The organism is Halomonas sp. OfavH-34-E (assembly GCF_024124525.1).
GTDB classification, from domain to species: domain Bacteria; phylum Pseudomonadota; class Gammaproteobacteria; order Pseudomonadales; family Halomonadaceae; genus Halomonas; species Halomonas litopenaei.
On sequence record NZ_JAMXRY010000044.1, the window covers coordinates 1 to 19,044 of the forward strand.

16 protein-coding genes are annotated in these 19,044 nt (G+C 66.2%); 14 read left to right on the top strand and 2 right to left on the bottom strand.

All coding sequences use genetic code 11. The features are described 5' to 3' along the window. From NH448_RS17265 to NH448_RS17290, 6 genes are all read left to right on the top strand, one after another. On the top strand, positions 1-1,775 hold a 1,775-nt coding region (locus tag NH448_RS17265), incomplete at its 5' end, for an FtsX-like permease family protein (RefSeq protein ID WP_253029116.1). Between the two features lie 144 nt (positions 1,776-1,919). Further along, on the top strand, positions 1,920-3,428 hold the full coding sequence (locus NH448_RS17270; RefSeq protein WP_181248569.1) for a polyphosphate:AMP phosphotransferase: 1,509 nt from the start codon (positions 1,920-1,922) through the stop codon (positions 3,426-3,428). A 141-nt stretch (positions 3,429-3,569) separates the two neighbouring features. Continuing rightward, the gene (locus tag NH448_RS17275) at positions 3,570-4,955 is read left to right on the top strand and encodes a hypothetical protein (protein WP_108131389.1); all 1,386 of its coding nucleotides are present in this window, start codon (positions 3,570-3,572) and stop codon (positions 4,953-4,955) included. Between the two features lie 218 nt (positions 4,956-5,173). Continuing rightward, positions 5,174-6,439 carry a serine hydroxymethyltransferase gene (gene glyA / locus NH448_RS17280; RefSeq protein ID WP_045991047.1) on the top strand — a complete coding sequence of 422 codons (1,266 nt, stop codon included), beginning with the start codon at positions 5,174-5,176 and terminating at the stop codon, positions 6,437-6,439. 295 nt (positions 6,440-6,734) lie between these two features. Further along, the gene (locus NH448_RS17285) at positions 6,735-7,685 is read left to right on the top strand and encodes an HAD-IIB family hydrolase (protein WP_253029117.1); all 951 of its coding nucleotides are present in this window, start codon (positions 6,735-6,737) and stop codon (positions 7,683-7,685) included. After that, on the top strand, positions 7,682-8,902 hold the full coding sequence (locus NH448_RS17290; protein ID WP_045991048.1) for a glycosyl transferase: 1,221 nt from the start codon (positions 7,682-7,684) through the stop codon (positions 8,900-8,902). The genes NH448_RS17285 and NH448_RS17290 overlap by 4 nt, the downstream gene beginning before the upstream one ends. Positions 8,903-9,085: 183 nt before the next feature. On the opposite strand, the gene dsbG is transcribed toward NH448_RS17290, so the two are convergent. Together dsbG and NH448_RS17300 are read right to left on the bottom strand one after the other, a co-directional pair. Continuing rightward, a complete protein-coding gene (dsbG, locus tag NH448_RS17295) occupies positions 9,086-9,889 on the bottom strand; it encodes a thiol:disulfide interchange protein DsbG (RefSeq protein ID WP_253029118.1) in 804 nt (267 codons plus the stop codon). 158 nt (positions 9,890-10,047) lie between these two features. Further along, a complete protein-coding gene (locus NH448_RS17300) occupies positions 10,048-11,805 on the bottom strand; it encodes a sugar phosphorylase (RefSeq protein ID WP_108131392.1) in 1,758 nt (585 codons plus the stop codon). 193 nt (positions 11,806-11,998) lie between these two features. On the opposite strand from NH448_RS17300, the gene nrdR reads away from it, so the two are divergent. The 8 genes from nrdR to NH448_RS17340 all read left to right on the top strand — a co-directional run bounded on the left by nrdR (position 11,999) and on the right by NH448_RS17340 (position 18,874). Next, positions 11,999-12,484, top strand: coding sequence for a transcriptional regulator NrdR (gene nrdR / locus NH448_RS17305; protein ID WP_045993087.1), 486 nt, complete (start codon positions 11,999-12,001; stop codon positions 12,482-12,484). Then, positions 12,481-13,641, top strand: a complete 1,161-nt coding sequence (gene ribD / locus NH448_RS17310; protein WP_108131393.1) for a bifunctional diaminohydroxyphosphoribosylaminopyrimidine deaminase/5-amino-6-(5-phosphoribosylamino)uracil reductase RibD — start codon at positions 12,481-12,483, stop codon at positions 13,639-13,641. The genes nrdR and ribD overlap by 4 nt, the downstream gene beginning before the upstream one ends. A 213-nt stretch (positions 13,642-13,854) precedes the next feature. Continuing rightward, positions 13,855-15,000 (top strand): bifunctional 3,4-dihydroxy-2-butanone-4-phosphate synthase/GTP cyclohydrolase II, encoded by a 1,146-nt coding sequence (gene ribBA, locus NH448_RS17315; protein WP_253029119.1) that lies wholly within the window; start codon positions 13,855-13,857, stop codon positions 14,998-15,000. Between the two features lie 121 nt (positions 15,001-15,121). Further along, on the top strand, positions 15,122-15,619 hold the full coding sequence (gene ribE / locus NH448_RS17320) for a 6,7-dimethyl-8-ribityllumazine synthase (RefSeq protein ID WP_045993084.1): 498 nt from the start codon (positions 15,122-15,124) through the stop codon (positions 15,617-15,619). Further along, a complete protein-coding gene (gene nusB, locus NH448_RS17325; RefSeq protein ID WP_045993083.1) occupies positions 15,616-16,116 on the top strand; it encodes a transcription antitermination factor NusB in 501 nt (166 codons plus the stop codon). Before ribE ends, nusB begins: the two co-directional genes overlap by 4 nt. Before the next feature lie 12 nt (positions 16,117-16,128). Continuing rightward, positions 16,129-17,088, top strand: a complete 960-nt coding sequence (gene thiL, locus NH448_RS17330; protein ID WP_045993082.1) for a thiamine-phosphate kinase — start codon at positions 16,129-16,131, stop codon at positions 17,086-17,088. Then, a complete protein-coding gene (locus NH448_RS17335; protein WP_045993081.1) occupies positions 17,085-17,558 on the top strand; it encodes a phosphatidylglycerophosphatase A in 474 nt (157 codons plus the stop codon). Before thiL ends, NH448_RS17335 begins: the two co-directional genes overlap by 4 nt. Before the next feature lie 59 nt (positions 17,559-17,617). Further along, entirely contained in the window at positions 17,618-18,874 is a 1,257-nt protein-coding gene (locus NH448_RS17340) for a DUF945 family protein (RefSeq protein ID WP_253029120.1), read from the top strand. Positions 18,875-19,044: the final 170 nt, after the last annotated feature.

Sequence of the window (19,044 nt, forward strand, 5' to 3'; positions counted from 1 at the left end):
TGGCCATGGCGACGCGGCGCTACGTCGATCGCCATCTGGATACCGCCGCGCTACTGCGCTGCTTCGGCGCGTCCCAGCGGGACCTGGCGCGTATCTTTACGTTCCAGCTGGCCGGTCTGGCGCTGGTGGCCTCGCTGATCGGCGCGCTTCTGGGGCTGGCGGGGCAGGCGTTGCTGCTGGCCTTGATGCAGCGTTTTCTGCCGCTGGAGCTGCCGCCCCCCGGAGCCTTGCCGTTGTGGCTGGGCGTGCTGACGGCACTGGCCGTGCTGGCCGGCTTTGCCGGGCCGACCCTGCTGCGCTTGAAGCGGGTTAGCGCACTCAAGGTACTGCGCCGGGAGCTGGACCCCTTGCCTGCCTCCGGTTGGTCGCTGCTGCTGGCGGCGGCGCTGGCCTTCGGTGCTCTGCTTTGGCTGTACTCCGGCAGCCTGGGGCTGGCGGCGGGACTCTTGGCCGGCGGCATGGTGGCGTTGGGCGTACTGTGGGGCCTGGCGGGCTTGATCCTCGATGGACTGTTGCGTCTGGCCGCGCGGCTCGACGGTGGTGATCCCGCTGGTCTGCGCGGGTCGTTGCGTCTGGGCGCTCGGCAGTTGGCGCGCCGTCGCAACGCCAGCCTGGGGCAGATGCTGGCGTTCGCGGTGACCTTCTTCGCCATGACCATGATCGCCCTGGTGCGGGGCGATCTGTTGACCACCTGGCAGGCGCAGTTACCCGAGGACACACCCAATCACTTCGCGATCAATATCCAGCCCGGCGAGCGCGACGACTTCGAGCAGCGGCTCGAGGCCATCGCCGAGGCCAGCAGTGATCTCTACCCCATGGTCCGCGGGCGTATCACCGCGATCAACGGCCAGCCGCCGAGGCAGGCCGTGCCCCCCGAGGCGAGGGGAGAAAACGCCCTGCGCCGGGAGCTCAACCTGACCTGGCGGGAGGACCTGCCGAGCGGTAATCGTCTGGTGGCCGGCGAATGGTTTGCCTCGCGCGCCGAGGCCGGCGGCTGGCTCGACGAGGTGGACGCCCAGCCGTCCTCGGCGCCCGCAGGCGATGACGTCGCCGAGACGGCGCCGATCTCCATGGAACGAGAACTGGCAGAACGTCTGGGGCTGGCGCTGGGGGATCGTTTAAGTTTCACCATCGGCGCCGACACCCTGGTCGGTGAGATCACCAGTCTCCGCGACCTCGATTGGGACAGCTTCAAGCCCAACTTTTACGTGATCTTCCCGCCTGGTGTGCTGGAACGCTACGGCCATAGCTACATCACCGCCTTCTATCTGGAGCAGCAGCAGAAGCGCGAACTGGGGAGCCTGGTCCAGGCCTTCCCGGGGGTGACGCTGCTCGACGTGGATGCCCTGCTGGGGCAGGTCCGTGAGGTGCTGGGGCACGTGACCCGGGCGGTGGAAGTGGTGCTGGCCTTCGTGCTGCTGGCCGGGGTCAGTGTGCTCTACGCCGCGTTGATCGCCAGTCAGCCGGTACGTGCCCACGAAAGCGGCTTGTTGCGCGTCTTTGGCGCAGGTTCCCGTCTGCTCGCGCGGGTGCAGTGGGCTGAATTTGCCGTTCTGGGACTGGCCAGCGGCCTGATGGCGGCGCTGCTGGCGGAGGTCGCCACGGCCGCGTTATATCTGCTGTGGCTGGATCTGCCGCCGCGGGTGCATCCCTGGGTCTGGCTGCTGGTCCCGACGCTCGGCGCTGTGGTACTGGGCTTGGTAGGGCATCTGTTGTCCCGGGGCATTCGGCGCCAGGCGCCGGCGGCGAGCCTGGGGCTGCTGGGCGAGGCCTGAAAGGCGAATCATGGCATGAAAGGGTGAATCGCCTCACGAAACGCGAAGCGCCTCATGCAAAGCGATGCGCCTCATGCAAAGCGATGCGCCTTATGCGAAGCGAAGCGCCTTATGAACAGGGAAGTGCGTCATGAAGGAGCGACGATGACCAGGACCAAGGTGGCAAAGGGAAAGAAGCGGGGCTCAACCAGCAACGCCTCTCGCAAGAGCGCCTCCGGCAAGACCATGTCCGCCGAGGAGTGTCAGCGGTTTCGCCTGCTGTCGGCCCAGCTGGAATTGGCCCAGCGAGCGGATCGGGCAGTGGTAGTGCTGGTGGCCGGCCACGCCGCCACCGGCAAGGGCGAGCTGATCAACCTGCTCAACCACTGGCTGGAGAACCGGTTGACCGAGGTGCACGCCCTGGTGCCCGGCGACGAGGAGCGCCGACGACCTTACTGGTGGCGATTCTGGCGGCGTCTTCCAGGGCGTGGCCGGCTCGGGGTGTTCGTCCATGGCTGGGTCGGCGATGCGGTGCTGGCGCGGGCCTCCCGCGCCTTGGGTGAGGGCGCCTACAATGACCGCATCGAACAGATGCGTCAGTTCGAGGCGGAGCTTGCCGCCGACGGAGTTCGCCTGGTCAAGCTGTGGCTGCAGATCGATGCAGACACCCAGCGACAACGACTCGAGGCCTGGGCCGCCGACCCGGCCAGTCGCTGGCAGGTCACCGACGAAAAGTGGCGCCGCCACGCCCAGCATGGCCTGCTCGATGAGCTTGCCCGCGACCTGCGTGCGCGCACCCACTGTCGCCACAGTCCCTGGATCGAGCTCGACGCGAGCCCCGGCAACGACCTGCTGCCCCAGGTGGCCGAAGTCCTCGAGAAGGTCATGGCAAGCCCTGTCCCGGCCCTCGAGCGCCCCGAGACTCCCCCACTGAATGCCATCGCTCCCCCTCGGCTCGACGCCCTCGAGCATGACGACCCGCCCCCCCGACTCAAGAAGCGCGACTACAGCGAGCGCCTGGCCGACGCCCAGGCCAGGCTGGCCCAGCTGGCGCGCAGTGCCGCGCGCCAGGGAGTGCCGTTGGTGGTGGTGTTCGAGGGCCATGACGCTGCCGGCAAGGGCGGCGGCATCCATCGCCTGACCTCGGCGATGGATGCACGTCAGTACCGTGTGCATCAGATCGCTGCGCCCACCGAGGAGGAGCGCCTGCACCCGTGGCAGTGGCGCTTCTGGCATCGTCTGCCCCGCGATGGCCGGGTGGCGATCTTCGACCGCTCCTGGTATGGCCGGGTGCTGGTGGAACGGGTCGAAGGCCTCGCCGATGAGCGGGACTGGCGACGCGGCTTTGAAGAGATTCGCCAGTTCGAGGCGCGCCTGCTCGAGCACGGCACCGTGCTGGTCAAGCTGTTCCTGGCCATCGACAAGGACGAGCAGCTCGAGCGTTTCGAAGCCCGGGCCGAGACTCCTCACAAGCGGCACAAGCTCACCGACGAGGATTGGCGCAACCGCGAGCGCTGGGACGACTACCAGCAGGCCATCGACGAGATGTTCGCGGAAACTCATGCCCCTGGCGGCGAGTGGGTGCTGATCGACGCCAACGACAAGCGTCGGGCGCGCCTGGCGGTGATCGAGGAGGTGAGTCGGCGGTTGTCGGCGCGCCTGCCGCTGGATTGAGTGACCGATGTCCTGTCAACACTGCTGAAGGCCTGTCGACGGGTTCGTTCAGGCGCTACAGTGAAGGCTGACACAACTGCCGTATCGGCAAAGATCGTTGGCGTTTGCCAGGTTCTATTTTCACACCGGAGGTGAAAGTTCATGAAGTGCCGTCTGTCTTCCCGCCACGCCGTCCCTTTCGTGGCGCTGCTTTCTCTGGGGGCGAGCGTCGCCCAGGCCGACGCCGAACGTCTCGAGGCTGACCTGCGTGCGGCCCTGGAGCGTGAAGGTACCCTCGAGATCGGCGAGGTATCCGATGAGCTGCTCGGCAGCACCACCAGTGCCGAGAACCTGACCCTGACCGGCGACAGCGGCGAACGCCTGACCATCGCGCGCTACCTGGTCGAGGGCGACTACGACGCGCCGGAAGAAGTGGTGCTCGAGGACATCGAGCTGGTCGACCGGGGCGCCAGCATGCTGCTTGAGCGGCTGGTGTTCGAGGAGCCCGGCCAGCCTGTGCTCGATCTGCGTGATCTGCCCTGGGATGAAGACAACCCGCTGGCCGGGATTAGCCTGGAAGGACTGGTGATGGATCAGCGCCAGGGCAAGGTGGGGGCTGACCTTCCCTGGGGCGACTATCCCGGACGCATCGAGATCCAGAGCCTGGGCGCCAGCGACGTCAGCGCCGATGCCATCGGCAGCCTGACGCTGACCGGGATGAGCGGCTCCAGCGACAACTTCGAGGAGCTCGGGGCCGGAACCTTCTCGCTGCCGTCACTCAGTCTGACCGGCCTCAAGGGGCTTGCGAGCGACGCGCCCACGGTGGACGCCCTCGAGCTCGAGGACCTGGAGATCGCCACCGATCGCCTGGTGGCAAGCCTTGAGCATCTGGTGGCCGACGGCGACATGAACGACGGCGAGTACAGCGGGCGCATGGACAACCTGACGGTGGATCTGGCCAGGATGATCGAGCTGGCGCCGGTGGACGAGCGCACCCAGCTACGTCTGGTCAGCAACGTGCTGACCGATGGCTCCGGACAGCTCACCCTGGACGCCGACATGGACGGTACCTGGGAGGCCAGCGGTGCCAATGGCCAGGTGGCCAGCCGTTTCGAGATGACCGCAGCCGATGCCTTCCGCCTCGGCTTCGACAGTGACCTGCCGGTAAACCTGCCCAAGGGCCAGGACCCTGCGGCCTACTTTGCCGGCCTCGAGGACTGGACCGAGCTGGACACCCAGGGCGGCGACGTCTCGCTCAGTCTCAGCGATCTGGGCGTGTTCGGGCGTATCGCACCGGTGGTGGCAGCGACCCAGGGGGTGTCCGAAGACGCCCTGCTCGAACAGCTCAGGACCCAGTCCGAAGGCTTCGGCATCATGATGGGACCGCAGATCGGCGCGGTGCTCACGGGGCTGGTGCAGATGATGGCCGGTGAGGCCAGCGAGATGTCAATCGACCTCAGCCTGCCACCCAGCCGACAGCTCCAGAAGCTGGCCCAGGACCCGCTGGGGCTGCCCCAGGCGTTGTCCATGGAAGTCACGATGGACTAGGGCTTGGCCGAAGGGTCGTGGCGCCCGCCGGCGTTTCGGGCTGAGCCTGGAAAAGAGCGCCCGGTGGGCCACGCTTCAGTCTGACTGAAGCCAAGATGAGAAATCATGCAGCAGCCCATGACGGTCTTTCATGTGAAAGCGGTCATGGGCTGCGCTATGATGGCGGCCCGCTTTTCGCGATTGCCCCTTGAATCCCCCGCTGCGAGGTTATGCCGCCGATGTTCAGCCGTGATATGCAGATTGCCGGTTTCGATGATGCCCTGTTCGATGCGATGCAGAAGGAAGTCGCCCGTCAGGAGGCTCACATCGAGCTGATTGCCTCCGAAAACTACGCCAGCCCCCGGGTGATGGAAGCCCAGGGTAGCCAGCTGACCAACAAGTACGCGGAAGGCTATCCCGGCAAGCGTTACTACGGTGGCTGCGAGTACGTCGACGTGGTCGAGCAGTTGGCCATCGACTATGCCAAGGAGCTGTTTGGCGCGAGCTACGCCAACGTCCAGCCGCACTCAGGCTCCCAGGCCAACGGCGCGGTCTTCCAGGCCCTGGTCAAGCCCGGTGACACCGTGCTGGGCATGAGCCTCGACGCCGGCGGTCACCTGACCCACGGCGCCCGCCCGAACTTCTCCGGCAAGCACTACAATGCCGTGCAGTACGGCATCGACGAGTCCGGCCGCATCGACTACGACGAGGTGGCCCGCCTGGCCCGCGAGCACCAGCCGAAGATGATCATCGCCGGTTTCTCCGCCTACTCCCAGATCATCGACTGGGCACGCTTCCGCGAGATCGCCGACGAGGTGGGTGCCTTCCTGCTGGTGGACATGGCCCACGTGGCCGGCCTGGTTGCCGCCGGTGTCTACCCGAATCCGCTGCCCCACGCCCATGTGGTCACCACCACCACCCATAAGACCCTGCGCGGTCCCCGTGGTGGCCTGATCCTGTCCGCCGAGAACGACGCCGACATCGAGAAGAAGCTGCAGTCTGCGGTCTTCCCCGGTGGCCAGGGCGGCCCGCTCGAGCACGTCATCGCGGCCAAGGCGATCTGCTTCAAGGAGGCCATGGCGCCCGAGTTCAAGACCTACCAGCAGCAGGTGGTCAAGAACGCCCAGACCATGGCCAAGGTATTTATCGAGCGTGGCTACGACGTGGTCTCCGGCGGCACCGAGGATCACCTCTTCCTGCTGTCGCTGATCAAGCAGGGCCTGACCGGCAAGGACGCGGACGCGGCCCTGGGTCGTGCCCACATCACCGTCAACAAGAACGCCGTGCCCGGTGATCCGCAGAGCCCCTTCGTGACCTCTGGCCTGCGTATCGGCACCCCGGCGGTCACCACCCGTGGTTTCGGCGAGAGCGAGTGCGGTGATCTGGCTGGCTGGATCTGCGACATCCTCGACGTCATGGCCAAGGGCGAGTCCACCGAGGCCATCGAGGCCGAGGTCAAGGCCAAGGTGGAAGAAGTCTGCACCCGTCTGCCGGTCTACGGCTGAGTGCCCGGCGGGGTGACCCGCCGCTCAGGCCACCAAAGACACCCCCGAGAGCTCCGCTCTCGGGGGTGTCGTCGTTCTGGGGCTGTGTGCTTGCAGCGGGGCGTCGGCTGTCGATGCACCATTGTGGTGCCTTATCCTGCACCGGGCACGGCCGCGTCCGCCCCGGACCTGACGGGGCCTCGTTGCGCTGACGTCTACATTCCCTTCATCTGCTTGTTTTCCCGTTGCTCTTCTCAGCGATGGCGCAGCCCTTGCTTTGTATCTCGGTGAACACTTTTGATGCGAAGGTCCCACCATGCACGCCAGCACGACTCCCCGAATCGGTGCCTTCGACGGGCCCAGGCTGCTGTTCACCGACCTGGATGGCTCGCTGCTCGACCACCATGACTACGGCTGGAAGCCCGCCGAGCCCTGGCTCGATGCCCTGCGTGAGGCCGGCGTTGCGGCGATCCCGGTGACCAGCAAGACCCGCAGTGAACTGCTCGGGCTGCGCCAGCAGCTCGGCCTCGCCGATCGCCCCTTTATCGCCGAGAACGGCGCGGTGATTGCGCTGCCCCCCAGCTGGTGTCACGCCCGACGTGAGGGACAGCCGGGCCCGGATGGCCTGGTGATCCGCACCCTCGGGGTGGATATCGGGCTGATTCGCCGGCGGGTGGCGATCTGGCGTGAGCGGCTGTCCGCGCGCTTTCTGACCATGAGCGAGATGGCGCTGGAGGACGTGGTGGCCTTCACCGGTCTGGATGAACAGGAGGCTCGCCTGGCACGCCTGCGCGAGGGCAGCGAGCCGCTGTTGTGGGAAGACGACGAAGCGCTGCTGCAGCGCTTTCGCGAGGGCCTGGCCAGTGACGGCCTGCGCATGACGAGGGGCGGGCGCTTCTGGCACGTGCTCGGCGACACCGACAAGGGCCAGGCGGTGCAATGGCTGTGCGCCCGCTTCGAGGCGCTCAAGGGCCGACGCCCCGAGACCCTGTCGCTGGGCGATGGCCCCAACGATGTCGCCATGCTCGAGGCCACCGATGCGGCGGTGGTGATTCGTGCCCGCCATGGCCTCGACGTGTCCCCGTGCCAGCCGCGCTTGTATCGCAGCGAGGCGCTGGGCCCCTGGGGCTGGGCCGAGGGGGTTGCGCACTTCTGGGGAGAGCAGGACGCGGCGGAGCCTGCCAGCAGCGCTGAGGCCGGCAGCACCGATGCCGGCGGCGCCGACGACAAGGATCATCACAAGCTGGGCGAGGAGGGTGAGGCATGAGCGATTTCCACCAGAACGGCATCATCACCGACTTTCACAACCTGACCCGGCGCAAGGTCGAAGACCTGGAGGCGGATCTGGAGCGCTTCGGCCGCCAGCGCCCGCTCGGGCTGATCCTGCCGTCATTGTACTCGGAGCTGGAAGGACCGGCGCTGGACGCCATCGTCGAGTCGCTGGCCCAGGCGAGCTATCTGTCGGAGATCGTGATCGGCCTCGATCGTGCCGACCGGGACCAGTTTCTGCGGGCACGCGAGTTCTTTTCGCGCCTGCCCCAGCACCATCGCATCCTGTGGAATGACGGCCCGCGCCTGAGCGCGCTGGACGCGCAGCTGGCCGAGGAAGGCCTGGCGCCACAGCAGCCGGGCAAGGGCCGCAATGTGTGGTTCTGTGCGGGCTATGTGCAGGCATCCGGGCGCACCGCCGCGGTGGGGCTGCATGACTGCGATATCCTGACCTACGACCGCGGCCTGCTGGCACGGCTGATGTATCCGGTGGCCCACCCACGCTTCAACTACGCCTTCTGCAAGGGCTACTACCCGCGTATCGCCGAGGGCAAGCTCAACGGCCGGGTCTCCCGGCTGATGGTGACCCCGCTGCTGCGGGCGCTAAAGATCATGCACGGGCCCTTGCCTTACCTGGACTACCTGGACAGCTATCGCTACCCGCTGTCGGGGGAGTTCTCGATGCGTACCGAGGTGCTGGACAACATCCGTATCCCCGCCGACTGGGGGCTGGAGATCGGGGTGCTGTCCGAGGTCCACCGCGACCACTCCACCAATCGGCTGTGTCAGGTGGATATCGCCGACGTCTACGACCACAAGCATCAACCGGTGTCCGCCGATGACGCGGCCACCGGGCTCAACCGCATGAGCCTGGATATTGCCAAGGCGCTCTATCGCAAGCTGGCCACCCAGGGTGTGGGGTTCTCGTCGGAAGGCTTTCGTACCCTCAAGGCCACCTACTATCGCCTGGCCCTCGATCTGATCGAGGCCTACGACCACGACGCCACCATGAACGGGTTGAGCCTGGACCGTCACGCCGAGGAGCAGGCGGTGGAGTTGTTTGCCGCCAATCTGATCGAGGCCGGTAACGCCTTTCTCGACAACCCCAGGGAGAAGCCCTTTATCCCGAGCTGGAACCGTGTGCGGGCGGCCTTGCCGGACCTGCCCGAACAGCTATATAGCGCGGTAGAGGCCGATAACGCGGGGGATGTCTAAGGCTTTGACGAAAAGTGTCTGCGCTCGGTAATACGGCGTTAAAAATCAGGTCAAAATGCTCATTTACACCACGTAAACTGCGCTTTCTCACCGATTTTTGCCTTGTCTAACCATCGCTCGTCGACTTTTCGTATAAAGCCGGCAACGGGCTGGCACAGAAGGCCAGCGCCTTGATCAACCCTGTCAGTCGGGCTCCGGCCCCATGATGGTATGGAACAGTTCTTCGCTCGGCAGGCCTTGGCTCATCTCGAGCTTGCCATCGTTGCGATAGACGATGCCCGGGGTCGCCACCATGCCGAAGCTGCGAAACAGTTCGTGGTTGCTCTGCAGGCGCTGCTCCAGGTCTCTGGGCAGTTGGCGCATGGGCTCAATCGGATCGCCGCTCTCATGGGCGCGGAGGGCGGCCTGAGGGTCATCGGCGGCCAGCATCGTGACCGCCTGGCGCGGACTTTCGGGGTCGAGGATACCGACCATCACGTGGCGTAGCTGGACCTGGCCGCTTTCGACGAAGGGCCGGCTCTGCTGCCACAGGCGGGTGCAGTAGGGGCAGTTGGGATCGGTGAACACATAGACGATGCGCTCGGCGTCGGGATCGCCGTCGGCGATCCAGGCGCTGTCCTCAAGGCTCTGCCAGGTGGTCTCGTCCTGGGGGCCGCGTACCAGGCGCTCCAGCGGCGCCTCCGACAGATTGTTGGCGTCGGCATCGATCAGATTGCCGACGATGGCGTGCTCGCCATCCTCGGTGACGAAGATGGTCATCGGCTGTCCGCGATGGCTGGCGGCGAAGCCGCTGAGTCCACCCGGCGCGTCGAATTCACCGTGCACCTCAAGACCTTCCTCTTCCAGCGCTTCGATGGGGGCGGGGTGGTCCTCTGCCTCGACGCTGGACAGTGGCATCAGGCCGAAGGCCACCGCCGCCAGGGTCATGAAGGAACGCTGATGGCGGGGCAGGTCGGGGAGGCGGGGCAGTCGGGGGCGGCGGGGCATGTCGTTACTCTCCGGCATCTTGTAGGACGAATCCCGCGACAAGCGAGAATCACTCGCACTAGGACAGCAGCAAACGCCATCGGTTCGACCGCTGACGTCGCCGGGCAGTGAAAGCGCCAGGGCCGCGCTGTTGTGTGATACACCGAGCGCGCGGTGGCTTATCTGTCGGTGCGCACCAGCCACAGTGAACGATAGGGGGCCAGGGTGTCGACGGGCCGCCAGGCGCCTCCTTCCAGCAGGTCCTGCCAGCCGGACTGGTCGAGGCCGTCCAGTACCAGTGGCTGAGGCCGATCGGTGACGTTGTGAATGGCCAACAGTCGACGGCCATCGTCCAGGGGGCCGCGCTGTATCGCCAGCAGTTCCGGTGGTGTGGGGATGACCGTCTGGGCCGCATCGGGGTGGAAGCAGGGTTCCCTGCGACGGATCTCGAGGCGTCGGGTGAGGGCGAAGAACACCTCGCGGGTCGGCGTGTGACGGCTGTCCAGCAGAGGTTCCAGCTCCTGGCGGTCCCAGCGCTTGCGATTGATCGAACGCAGGCGCCCGCTGCGTTCGACCCCGTCGTGGTCGTTCTGGGTGGCGGTCAGGCAGTGCAGGTAGACGCCGGGGATACCCTTCAGCACCAGCATCAGGTGCTGGCTCAACAGGAAGCGCTCGACCTGCCACGGGTCGGGGCCGCGCCGGGTGCCGCTCATGGCGTCGAACCAGGTGATATTGAGCTCGTAGGGGCTGTCGCTGCCGTCGGCCTGCCGGCGCATGCTGACGAAGCCACCGAAGCGCTGCATCAAGGAGACCAGGGCGTCGATCTCGTGGCCTTCCAGCCAGCCTTCCAGCGGGCGCACGCCAATGCCATCGTGGCTGGCGGTGAAGTTCAGATAGCTGCAGCCGGCGGGGAGCTCGGGCAGGCTGTCGAGCCAGCGCGCCAGGGTGCCGGCCTCGCCACTGGTCAAGGTGTGCAGCAACAGAGGTGGCAGCGGAAACTGGTAGACCAGATGGGCCTCGTCGGGCGGCGTGTCCTGTCGCTCAAGGCCGAAGTAGCTGATGTTCTCGGCGTGGGGCACATTGGTCTCGGTGATGATCAGGGTGCCGGGGGCGACGTGGTCGACCACCGCCCGCAACAGCCGCACCACCGCGTGGGTCTCGGGAAGGTGGATACAGCGGGTGCCGGGGCGTTTCCACAGGAAGGCGACGGCGTCCAGACGGACGATGCGGGCGCCCTGCTGCAGGTAGAACAGCAGGATGCCGACGAATTCGATCAAGACGTCGGGGTTGGCGAAGTTGAGGTCGATCTGGTCCTCGGAGAAGGTCGCCCACAGGTGGCGAACGCCACGGCGGGTGCTGACGGGGACCAGCAGCGGTGAGCTGCGCGGACGCACCACCTCGCTGAGATCGGTATCGGGGTCCATCTCGATGAAGTAGTCGCGCCCGGGCAGGTTGCCGCCGAGATAGTCGGCGAACCACAGCGATTCCCGCGAGACATGGTTGAGCACCAGGTCCACCATCAGATCATGGTGGCTGGCCAGGCGCCGGATATCGCGCCAGTCGCCCAGTTTCGGGTCGACCTCGCGATAGTGGATCACCGAGAAGCCGTCGTCGCTGCTCCAGGGGAAGAAGGGCAGCACATGGACACCGCTGAAGACGGTCTTCAGGCGCTTGCTCAGGAACTCATCGAGTACCGCCAGGGGGGGCTTGTCGGCATCCAGCAGCGAGTCGCCATAGACGATCAGCCACTGGTCCTGCTCGCTCCACAGCGTCTGGCGTGCACCATGACGGTGCCTCAACCCGGCCCCCTGCGCTTCGATCAGGCGCAGCAGACGGCGCAGGACCTCTTCGCTGCGTGCACCATAGAGAGGCGCGAGCAGCTCTGCGGCACGCTGGCGAAAGTCGTCGGGTTCCAGGGGGGAGAGGTGGCTTGCCATGGTGTCCTCCGCAGGCGTGGGGGCGCCTTGCCCCGTGAGCGCTCGCCATTTCATTGACGGCTAGAAAGAAAGTATCAAGCACAGGGCGTGCCAACTCAGCTGAAATCGCGGATGACCTGGGCCATTGCGCTGGGCGGGGCAGGCCTCAGCCGTTACACTATGGCGACATATTTTTCCTGCCGGACTGTCCGCTATGCATTGCCCCTTCTGTGGCGCCCAAGAGACCCGAGTGACTGACTCCCGGCTGGTCGCCGAAGGTGATCAGGTGCGCCGACGGCGGCAGTGTGCTGGCTGCGGTGAGCGCTTCACCACCTACGAGACCGCTGAACTTATCATGCCACGGATCATCAAGGCCGATGGCTCGCGGGAGGTGTTCGACGAGATCAAGCTGCGGGCCGGCATGCTGCGGGCGCTGGAAAAACGCCCCGTCAGCGCCGAGTCGATCGAGGCGGCGGTGGAACGTATCCGCCAGAACCTGCGCGCACGGGGCGAGCGCGAGGTCCAGGCGCGGGTGGTCGGTGAAGAGGTGATGAATGCCCTGAAGCGCCTCGATCAGGTGGCCTATATCCGCTTTGCTTCAGTCTATCGACGGTTTCAGGATATCGACGAATTTCGCGCCGAGATCGACCGCCTGGCCCAGGAGCCGAGTTTCTCGCCCGACACCGGGGAGAGCACATGAATCCGACGGACATCACGGCAGGCCAGGATGAAGCCTGGATGGCCAGGGCATTGAAGCTGGCCGAACGCGGTCGCTACACCACCATGCCCAATCCGAGGGTCGGTTGCGTACTGGTCAAGCACGGCAAGCATCTGGCCGACGGCTACCATCAGCGCGCCGGGGAGCCCCACGCCGAGGTCCATGCACTCGAGGCTGCCGGTGAGCACGCCCGAGGCGCCACCGCTTACGTGACGCTGGAACCCTGCTCTCACCAGGGGCGCACAGGGCCTTGCTGCGATGCCTTGATCAAGGCCGGTGTCGCCAGGGTGGTGGTAGCCATGCAGGATCCCAATCCTCAGGTGGCGGGACGCGGTATCGCACGCCTGCGTGACGCCGGGGTCGAGGTAAGGCTCGGTTGCCTCGAGGCGGACGCCCAGGTATTGAACGCCGGCTTCGTGTCGCGCATGACCCGGGGGCGTCCACGGGTCAGCCTCAAGCTCGCCATGAGCCTCGACGGCCGTACCGCCATGGCCTCCGGCGAGTCCCAGTGGATCACCGGTGCCGAGGCTCGGCGTGACGTCCAGCGGCTGCGGGCTCAGAGCTGCGCCATCCTCACCGGGGTGGATTCGATCATCTTCGACAACTCGCGGCTGACGGTGCGTGCCGATCAGCTCGGGCTCGATGACGCCGAAGTCATCGCCCGACGCCAGCCGCTTAGGGTCGTGGTGGACTCGCGCCTGCGCATGCCGCTGGCCGCGGCCTGCCTGAGCGAGCCAGGGGAGACGCTGGTGGTCTGCGTCGAGGGCAGCGAATCCCCTCGCAGAGACGCGCTGATGCGCTCCGGCGCGCGGGTGCTGGAGATGCCTGCAGGCGACGACGGCCGCGTCGATCTTGGCGCGCTGCTCAAGTGGCTCGGTGACGAGGGCGGCTGCAACGAGCTGTTGGTGGAGACCGGCGCGACCCTGGCAGGTGCCTTGATGGATGCCTGTCTGGTGGACGAGTTGCGTCTTTACATGGCGCCGACCCTGCTCGGCTCCGACGCGCGCGGGCTGATGGCGTTGTCGGGCATCGAACGCATGGCCGAGCAGCGGCCTCTGGAAATTCTCGATATCCGTGCCCTCGGCAAGGACTGGCGTATTCTGGCGCGCCCGGCGCTGGCCGCCTGCGCCGAGCACTGACCCGACGAAAGTCACCGGGGCCCGGGATCGTAGTAGCGGGGCTTCATATAAGCGGCGCCCGACGCGGAGTCGCAGTGGCCGATCTTGATATAAGCGGCGCCCGACGCCCTGTCTGGTCTTTGTCTTTGACTGGCGCCCGACGCCGCGCCACGGTACCCTGACGCGGTTTCTGGCCGCCGTCGCGAGTGGCCATTTTAGATCCAGGGAGCATACATGTCGCAGTCTTCCAGCGGGGGCCTGGCCCCTATTGCCGAACTCGTCGAGGATATCCGCCAGGGCCGTATGGTGATCCTGATGGACGACGAGGATCGGGAAAACGAAGGTGACATCATCATGGCCGCCGAGAAGGTCGAGGCCTGGCACATCAACTTCATGGCGGTTCACGCCCGTGGTCTGATCTGCATGCCGATGACCCGGGAGCGCTGCGAACAGCTCAAGCTGCCGCTGATGGTGCAGGACAATGGCTCCGGTTTCGGTACCAAGTTCACCCTGTCCATCGAGGCCGCCGAAGGCGTCAGCACCGGCATCTCCGCTGCTGACCGCGCACGCACGGTGCAGGCCGCCAGCGCGCGCAATGCCAAGGCAGAAGACATCGTCCAGCCCGGCCACATCTTTCCGCTGATGGCCGAGCCCGGCGGCGTGCTCAGGCGCGCCGGCCACACCGAGGCGGCCTGCGATCTGGCCGCCCTGGCCGGTTGTGATCCCAGCGGTGTGATCTGCGAGATCATGAACGACGATGGCAGCATGGCCCGACGTCCTGAGCTCGAGCGCTTCGCCGAGACCCACGGGATCAAGATGGGCACCATCGCCGACCTGATCCACTACCGGATCCACAACGAGCAGACGGTAGAAGAGGTCGAGCGACTGCCGGTGACCACCGCCTACGGTGAGCTGACCGCCCACGTCTTTCTCGACCGCACCCACAAGGTGCACCACCTGGCGCTGGTGAAGGGCTCGCCGAGTCCGGACAGCGTGACCACGGTGCGGGTGCATCTGGCCAACGAGATGCGTGACCTGATGTGCCTGGTCAAGGGCGAGGACGCCTCCTGGCGCGCCCACCAGGCGCTGGAAGAGGTGGCGCGGGCCGAGCAGGGTGTCTTCGTGCTGCTCGATGACATGCGTCCGCATCAGGACCTCAACGATATGCTGCAGGTGTTCCTGGAGCGCCGCCGCACCGCTCGCGGCAGCGAGTCCGACGGCGCCGGCAACTACCTGACCATCGGAACCGGCTCCCAGATCCTGCGCGAGCTCGGTGTCGGCAGGATGCGTCTGCTGAGCTCACCGTGGAAGTTCTCCGCGCTGTCGGGTTTTGATCTCGAGGTGGTGGACATCGTCTCGCCAGCTGATATCAGCGGTTGATTCACGCCGGGCGAGGCAGTAATGCTGGCGTCCGGTGTTTCGGTTTTTACCAGGGGACAGGCCCTTTGACAGGGTCACCCCGACTACCGGCCCCAGGCCGGTACATTCAGGAAGATTCAAGATGCAACCTATTTCCCAAGTCGAAGGCAGCTTCGTCGACGTCCAGGGCCGCTACGTGATCGTCGTGGGCCGCTTCAATCACCATGTGGTAGATAGCCTGGTCGAGGGCGCGGTGGACAGCCTGGTGCGCCACGGGGTGGACATGGAGATGATCGACATCGTCCACGTCCCGGGCGCCTGGGAACTGCCGCTGGCGGTCAAGCGTGTGCTCGCGGTGGCGCGTCCCGACGCCGTGGTCGCGCTCGGCGCGGTCATTCGCGGCGGTACCCCGCACTTCGAGCACGTGGCCGGCGAGTGCAATTCCGCGCTGTCGCGGCTGCAGCTGGAGTTCGATACCCCGGTGGCCAACGGTGTGCTGACGGTCAACTCCATCGAGCAGGCCATCGAGCGGGCCGGCACCAAGGCCGGTAACAAGGGCGTCGAAGCCGCCATGGCTGCCATGGAGATGGTGTCGCTGCTGCGTCATTTTGGTGACGATGCCGAGGAGACCCCCGCATGAGCCGCGAACAGCGTGCGCCCAGCAAGGCCCAGCAGTCTCGCCGTGCGGCTCGCGAGCTGGCGGTGCAGGGACTTTATCAGTGGCAGATGACGGACAAGTCCATCACCGCGGTCGAGGCCGAATTTCGCAGCCAGGTGCCCGATGACGACCTGGAGGTGCACGAGAACTGGCTCAAGGTCATGGAAATTGCCGATCTGGCGCTGTTCCATGAGCTGCTGCATAACGTTGCACGCTACCGCAAGGAGCTCGACGCCTCGATCTCGCCGCTGCTGGACCGCCGCCTCGAGGACATCGATCCGATCGAGCTGGCGATCCTGCGCCTTGGGGCCTATGAGCTGTCCAAGCGTCTGGAGGTCCCTTATCGGGCGGTGATCAACGAAGGGGTCGAGCTGGCCAAGTCCTTTGGCGCCACCGATGGCCACAAGTACATCAACAGCATTCTCGACAAGCTGGCCATCAAGCTCAGAAGCGCCGAGGTCAGTGCCCGTCGCCGCTGAAGGTCGCGCCTGATGTACGGAGAATTCGAACTCATCGAGCGCTGGCTGGCGCCCACGACGGGCGAGCCCGGCAAGGCCTCCGGCGTCTCGCTCGGGGTGGGTGACGATGCCTGCCTGATGCGCCCTGCGCCAGGGCACGAACTGGTGGTCAGCGTCGACACCTCGGTGGAAGGCCAGCATTTTCCCGAAGACGCACCGCCGCAGGCGCTGGGGCATCGCGCCCTGGCGGTGAGCCTGAGTGATCTGGCCGCCATGGGCGCGCAGCCGCGCTGGTGTCTGATGGCGCTGACGTTGCCCGAGGTGGAAGAGCAGTGGGTGGCAAAGTTTGCCCAGGGCTTCCATGCTGTGTGCGACGAGGCGGACATGACCCTGGTCGGGGGCGACGTCACCCGGGGCCAACGCGCCGTCAGCGTCACCGTGATGGGTGAGGTACCCACGGGCGAGGCGCTGCGTCGCGACGGCGCCCGCGCCGGCGACGTGCTGGCGGTCACCGGTGCGCTGGGTGGCGGCGCCGGGGGGCTGGCGGCCTGGTACGAGGGTCAGCGAGATCTTGAGTCACCGCTGCTTGCCCGCTACCTGTTGCCCCAGGCGCGCTGGCAGGCAGGTCTGGCGCTGCGGGGACTGGCCAGCGCGGCCATCGACGTCTCCGACGGCTTGCTTGCCGACCTTGGTCACCTGCTGAAAGCCAGCGGTGTCGGGGCGCGTCTTGACGCCGAAGCGCTGCCTCTGGCCGAAGGGCTCGTAGAGGCCCTCGGCACCGAGGCGGCCCGAGAGGCCGCCCTGACCGGCGGCGACGACTACGAGCTGGTCGTGGCGCTGCCGTCGGCGGCGTTCGATCGGGCCCGCCTGGCACTGGCAGAACTGGGGCTCGCCTTCGTTGCCATCGGCCAGGTCACCGCGTCGCCGGGGATACAAGGGGTGAATGCCTCTTCGCTGCCGGGGTGGCAACATTTCCACGGAGGGACATCGTGAACAAAGCACCGGCTAGCGTGTGGCGTCGACCGACCCATTTTCTTGCCTTCGGGCTGGGCAGCGGGGCGGCGCCCTTTGCCCCGGGGACCTTCGGGACCCTGGCGGCCATTCCCTTCTACTGGCTGTTGTCCGAGCTGACCCTGGGCTGGTACCTGGTGATGATCGCCATCACCTTCGTCTGGGGTGTCTGGCTGTGCGACAAGACGTCCCGGGACCTCGGCGTGCACGACCACTCCGGTATCGTCTGGGACGAGTTTGTCGGCTACTGGCTGACCATGGCGGCGGTGCCCTTTTCGTGGGAAGCGGCGCTGTGGGGCTTCGTTGTCTTTCGCGTATTCGACGTGATCAAGCCCTGGCCCATCCGCTGGGCCGATCGTCGCGTGGCCGGCGGCTTCGGCATCATGGTCGATGATGTCATGGCCGGCGTTTACTCCTGGTGCACCATGCACCTGTGGTTCTGGCTACACTGAACAGCGTATCGTCACGCCGACGGGGGCAGGGAGGCTCCTCTCGGCAGAGAGGGCAAGGAATGCGCAAGGAACGATGGATCGTACCGGTGGTGGTGGTGCTGGCGCTGGCCTGGGCGGTGGCCCAATATCTCGCCAGTCTGCTGTTCGAGCGCGAACTGGAGAGGGCGCTTGCCGATCTCGAGGCGCGCGGTGACCTGCGAATCTCGCGCGACGACGTGGAGCAGGGCTGGCTGCGTTCCTCCGGCGTGTTGCATGTAGCTCCCCTGATCGGTCACGCCTGGCATCTTGCGATTCCCTATGAGGCACGCCACGGCGTACTCGATACCAGCGTCTTTGGCCGGCTCGACGTACACGTCGGCGACGCCGACCGGCGCCTGTTCGGTGATGCCATGCCGGCAAGCCCGCCCCGCTGGGAAGCTCACTACCGCACCCTGGGGGGCACCCTGCAGGGGGAGTTGCGGCTGGCACCATTTCTCATCAGTCAGTCTCCGTCCGGTGAAGCGCCTCGCTCGCTGCAATTCTCCGGTGGACGTATCGCCTTTGACGGAGTCTATGGCGACTGGCGCACCCAGGTGCTGCTGGAGGCGATCGAGTTGCGCGATGGAGACGCGGTGCTGGAAATCGGCCCGCTCCATCACGAAAGCCGTTACGCCTATACCCCCGGGGCCCTGCACTTCACCCAGCAGGACAAGCTGACCCTGGACGCCGTCAGTCTGCGTCACCCTCAGGTCAACCTGGATGGCACCGAACTGGTGCTCGAGGCCCGCACCCTGCTGGATGACAGCGAGCTGAGGCTGCAGAGCACCTTGACCATCGGTGAGGTGCGCTCCGGCGACGACATGCTGGTGGACGGCGAGGTCAGTCTGGAGCTGTCTCGCATCAACGCCGAGGCGCTGCGTTCGGTGGTGGCCCTGGCGCGTCACAAGACCGCGCTAGGCACCGTCTCGCTCGAGGACGCCGAGGCCTACTCGGCGATGGATCGCGCCCTGGCCCAGTTGCTCAAGGACTCTCCGCGTCTGGATCTGAAGGACGTGGATCTCGACAGCCCCATGCTGGGACTGAGTCTCAAGGGCGAGGGCGTGCTGGTGCTGGACCCCCGAGAGCTTGCGTCGCTGAGCCTGCTGTCGCTGGATCGCCCCGAGATGCGTGAGCGCTTTCGCCAGCGCCTGGACGGAGACTTCGAATGGCGTGAGCCGCCGGCCGTGGTCGCGCTGTGGCTGGGGTTGCCGCTGGATACCTCGATGCTGGGCATCGACGTGGTCAAGGGGCGACTGCGGGTCAACGGACGTCCGGTACCACCGCTGCTGGGTGGTTGAGCGGACTCCGCTCACACCGTCAGACGTCAGAAGAGCCACCAGATTCCTGTCCCCTGAAGTCCCTCCCGGCCGGGCCCGGCAGCGTCCCCGATGGCGGCACTCTGCTGCTATCCTCCTGTCACGCCTTGAACTTGGTCGTGGTCGCCCGCATTGCTGATACCCAGACGGGC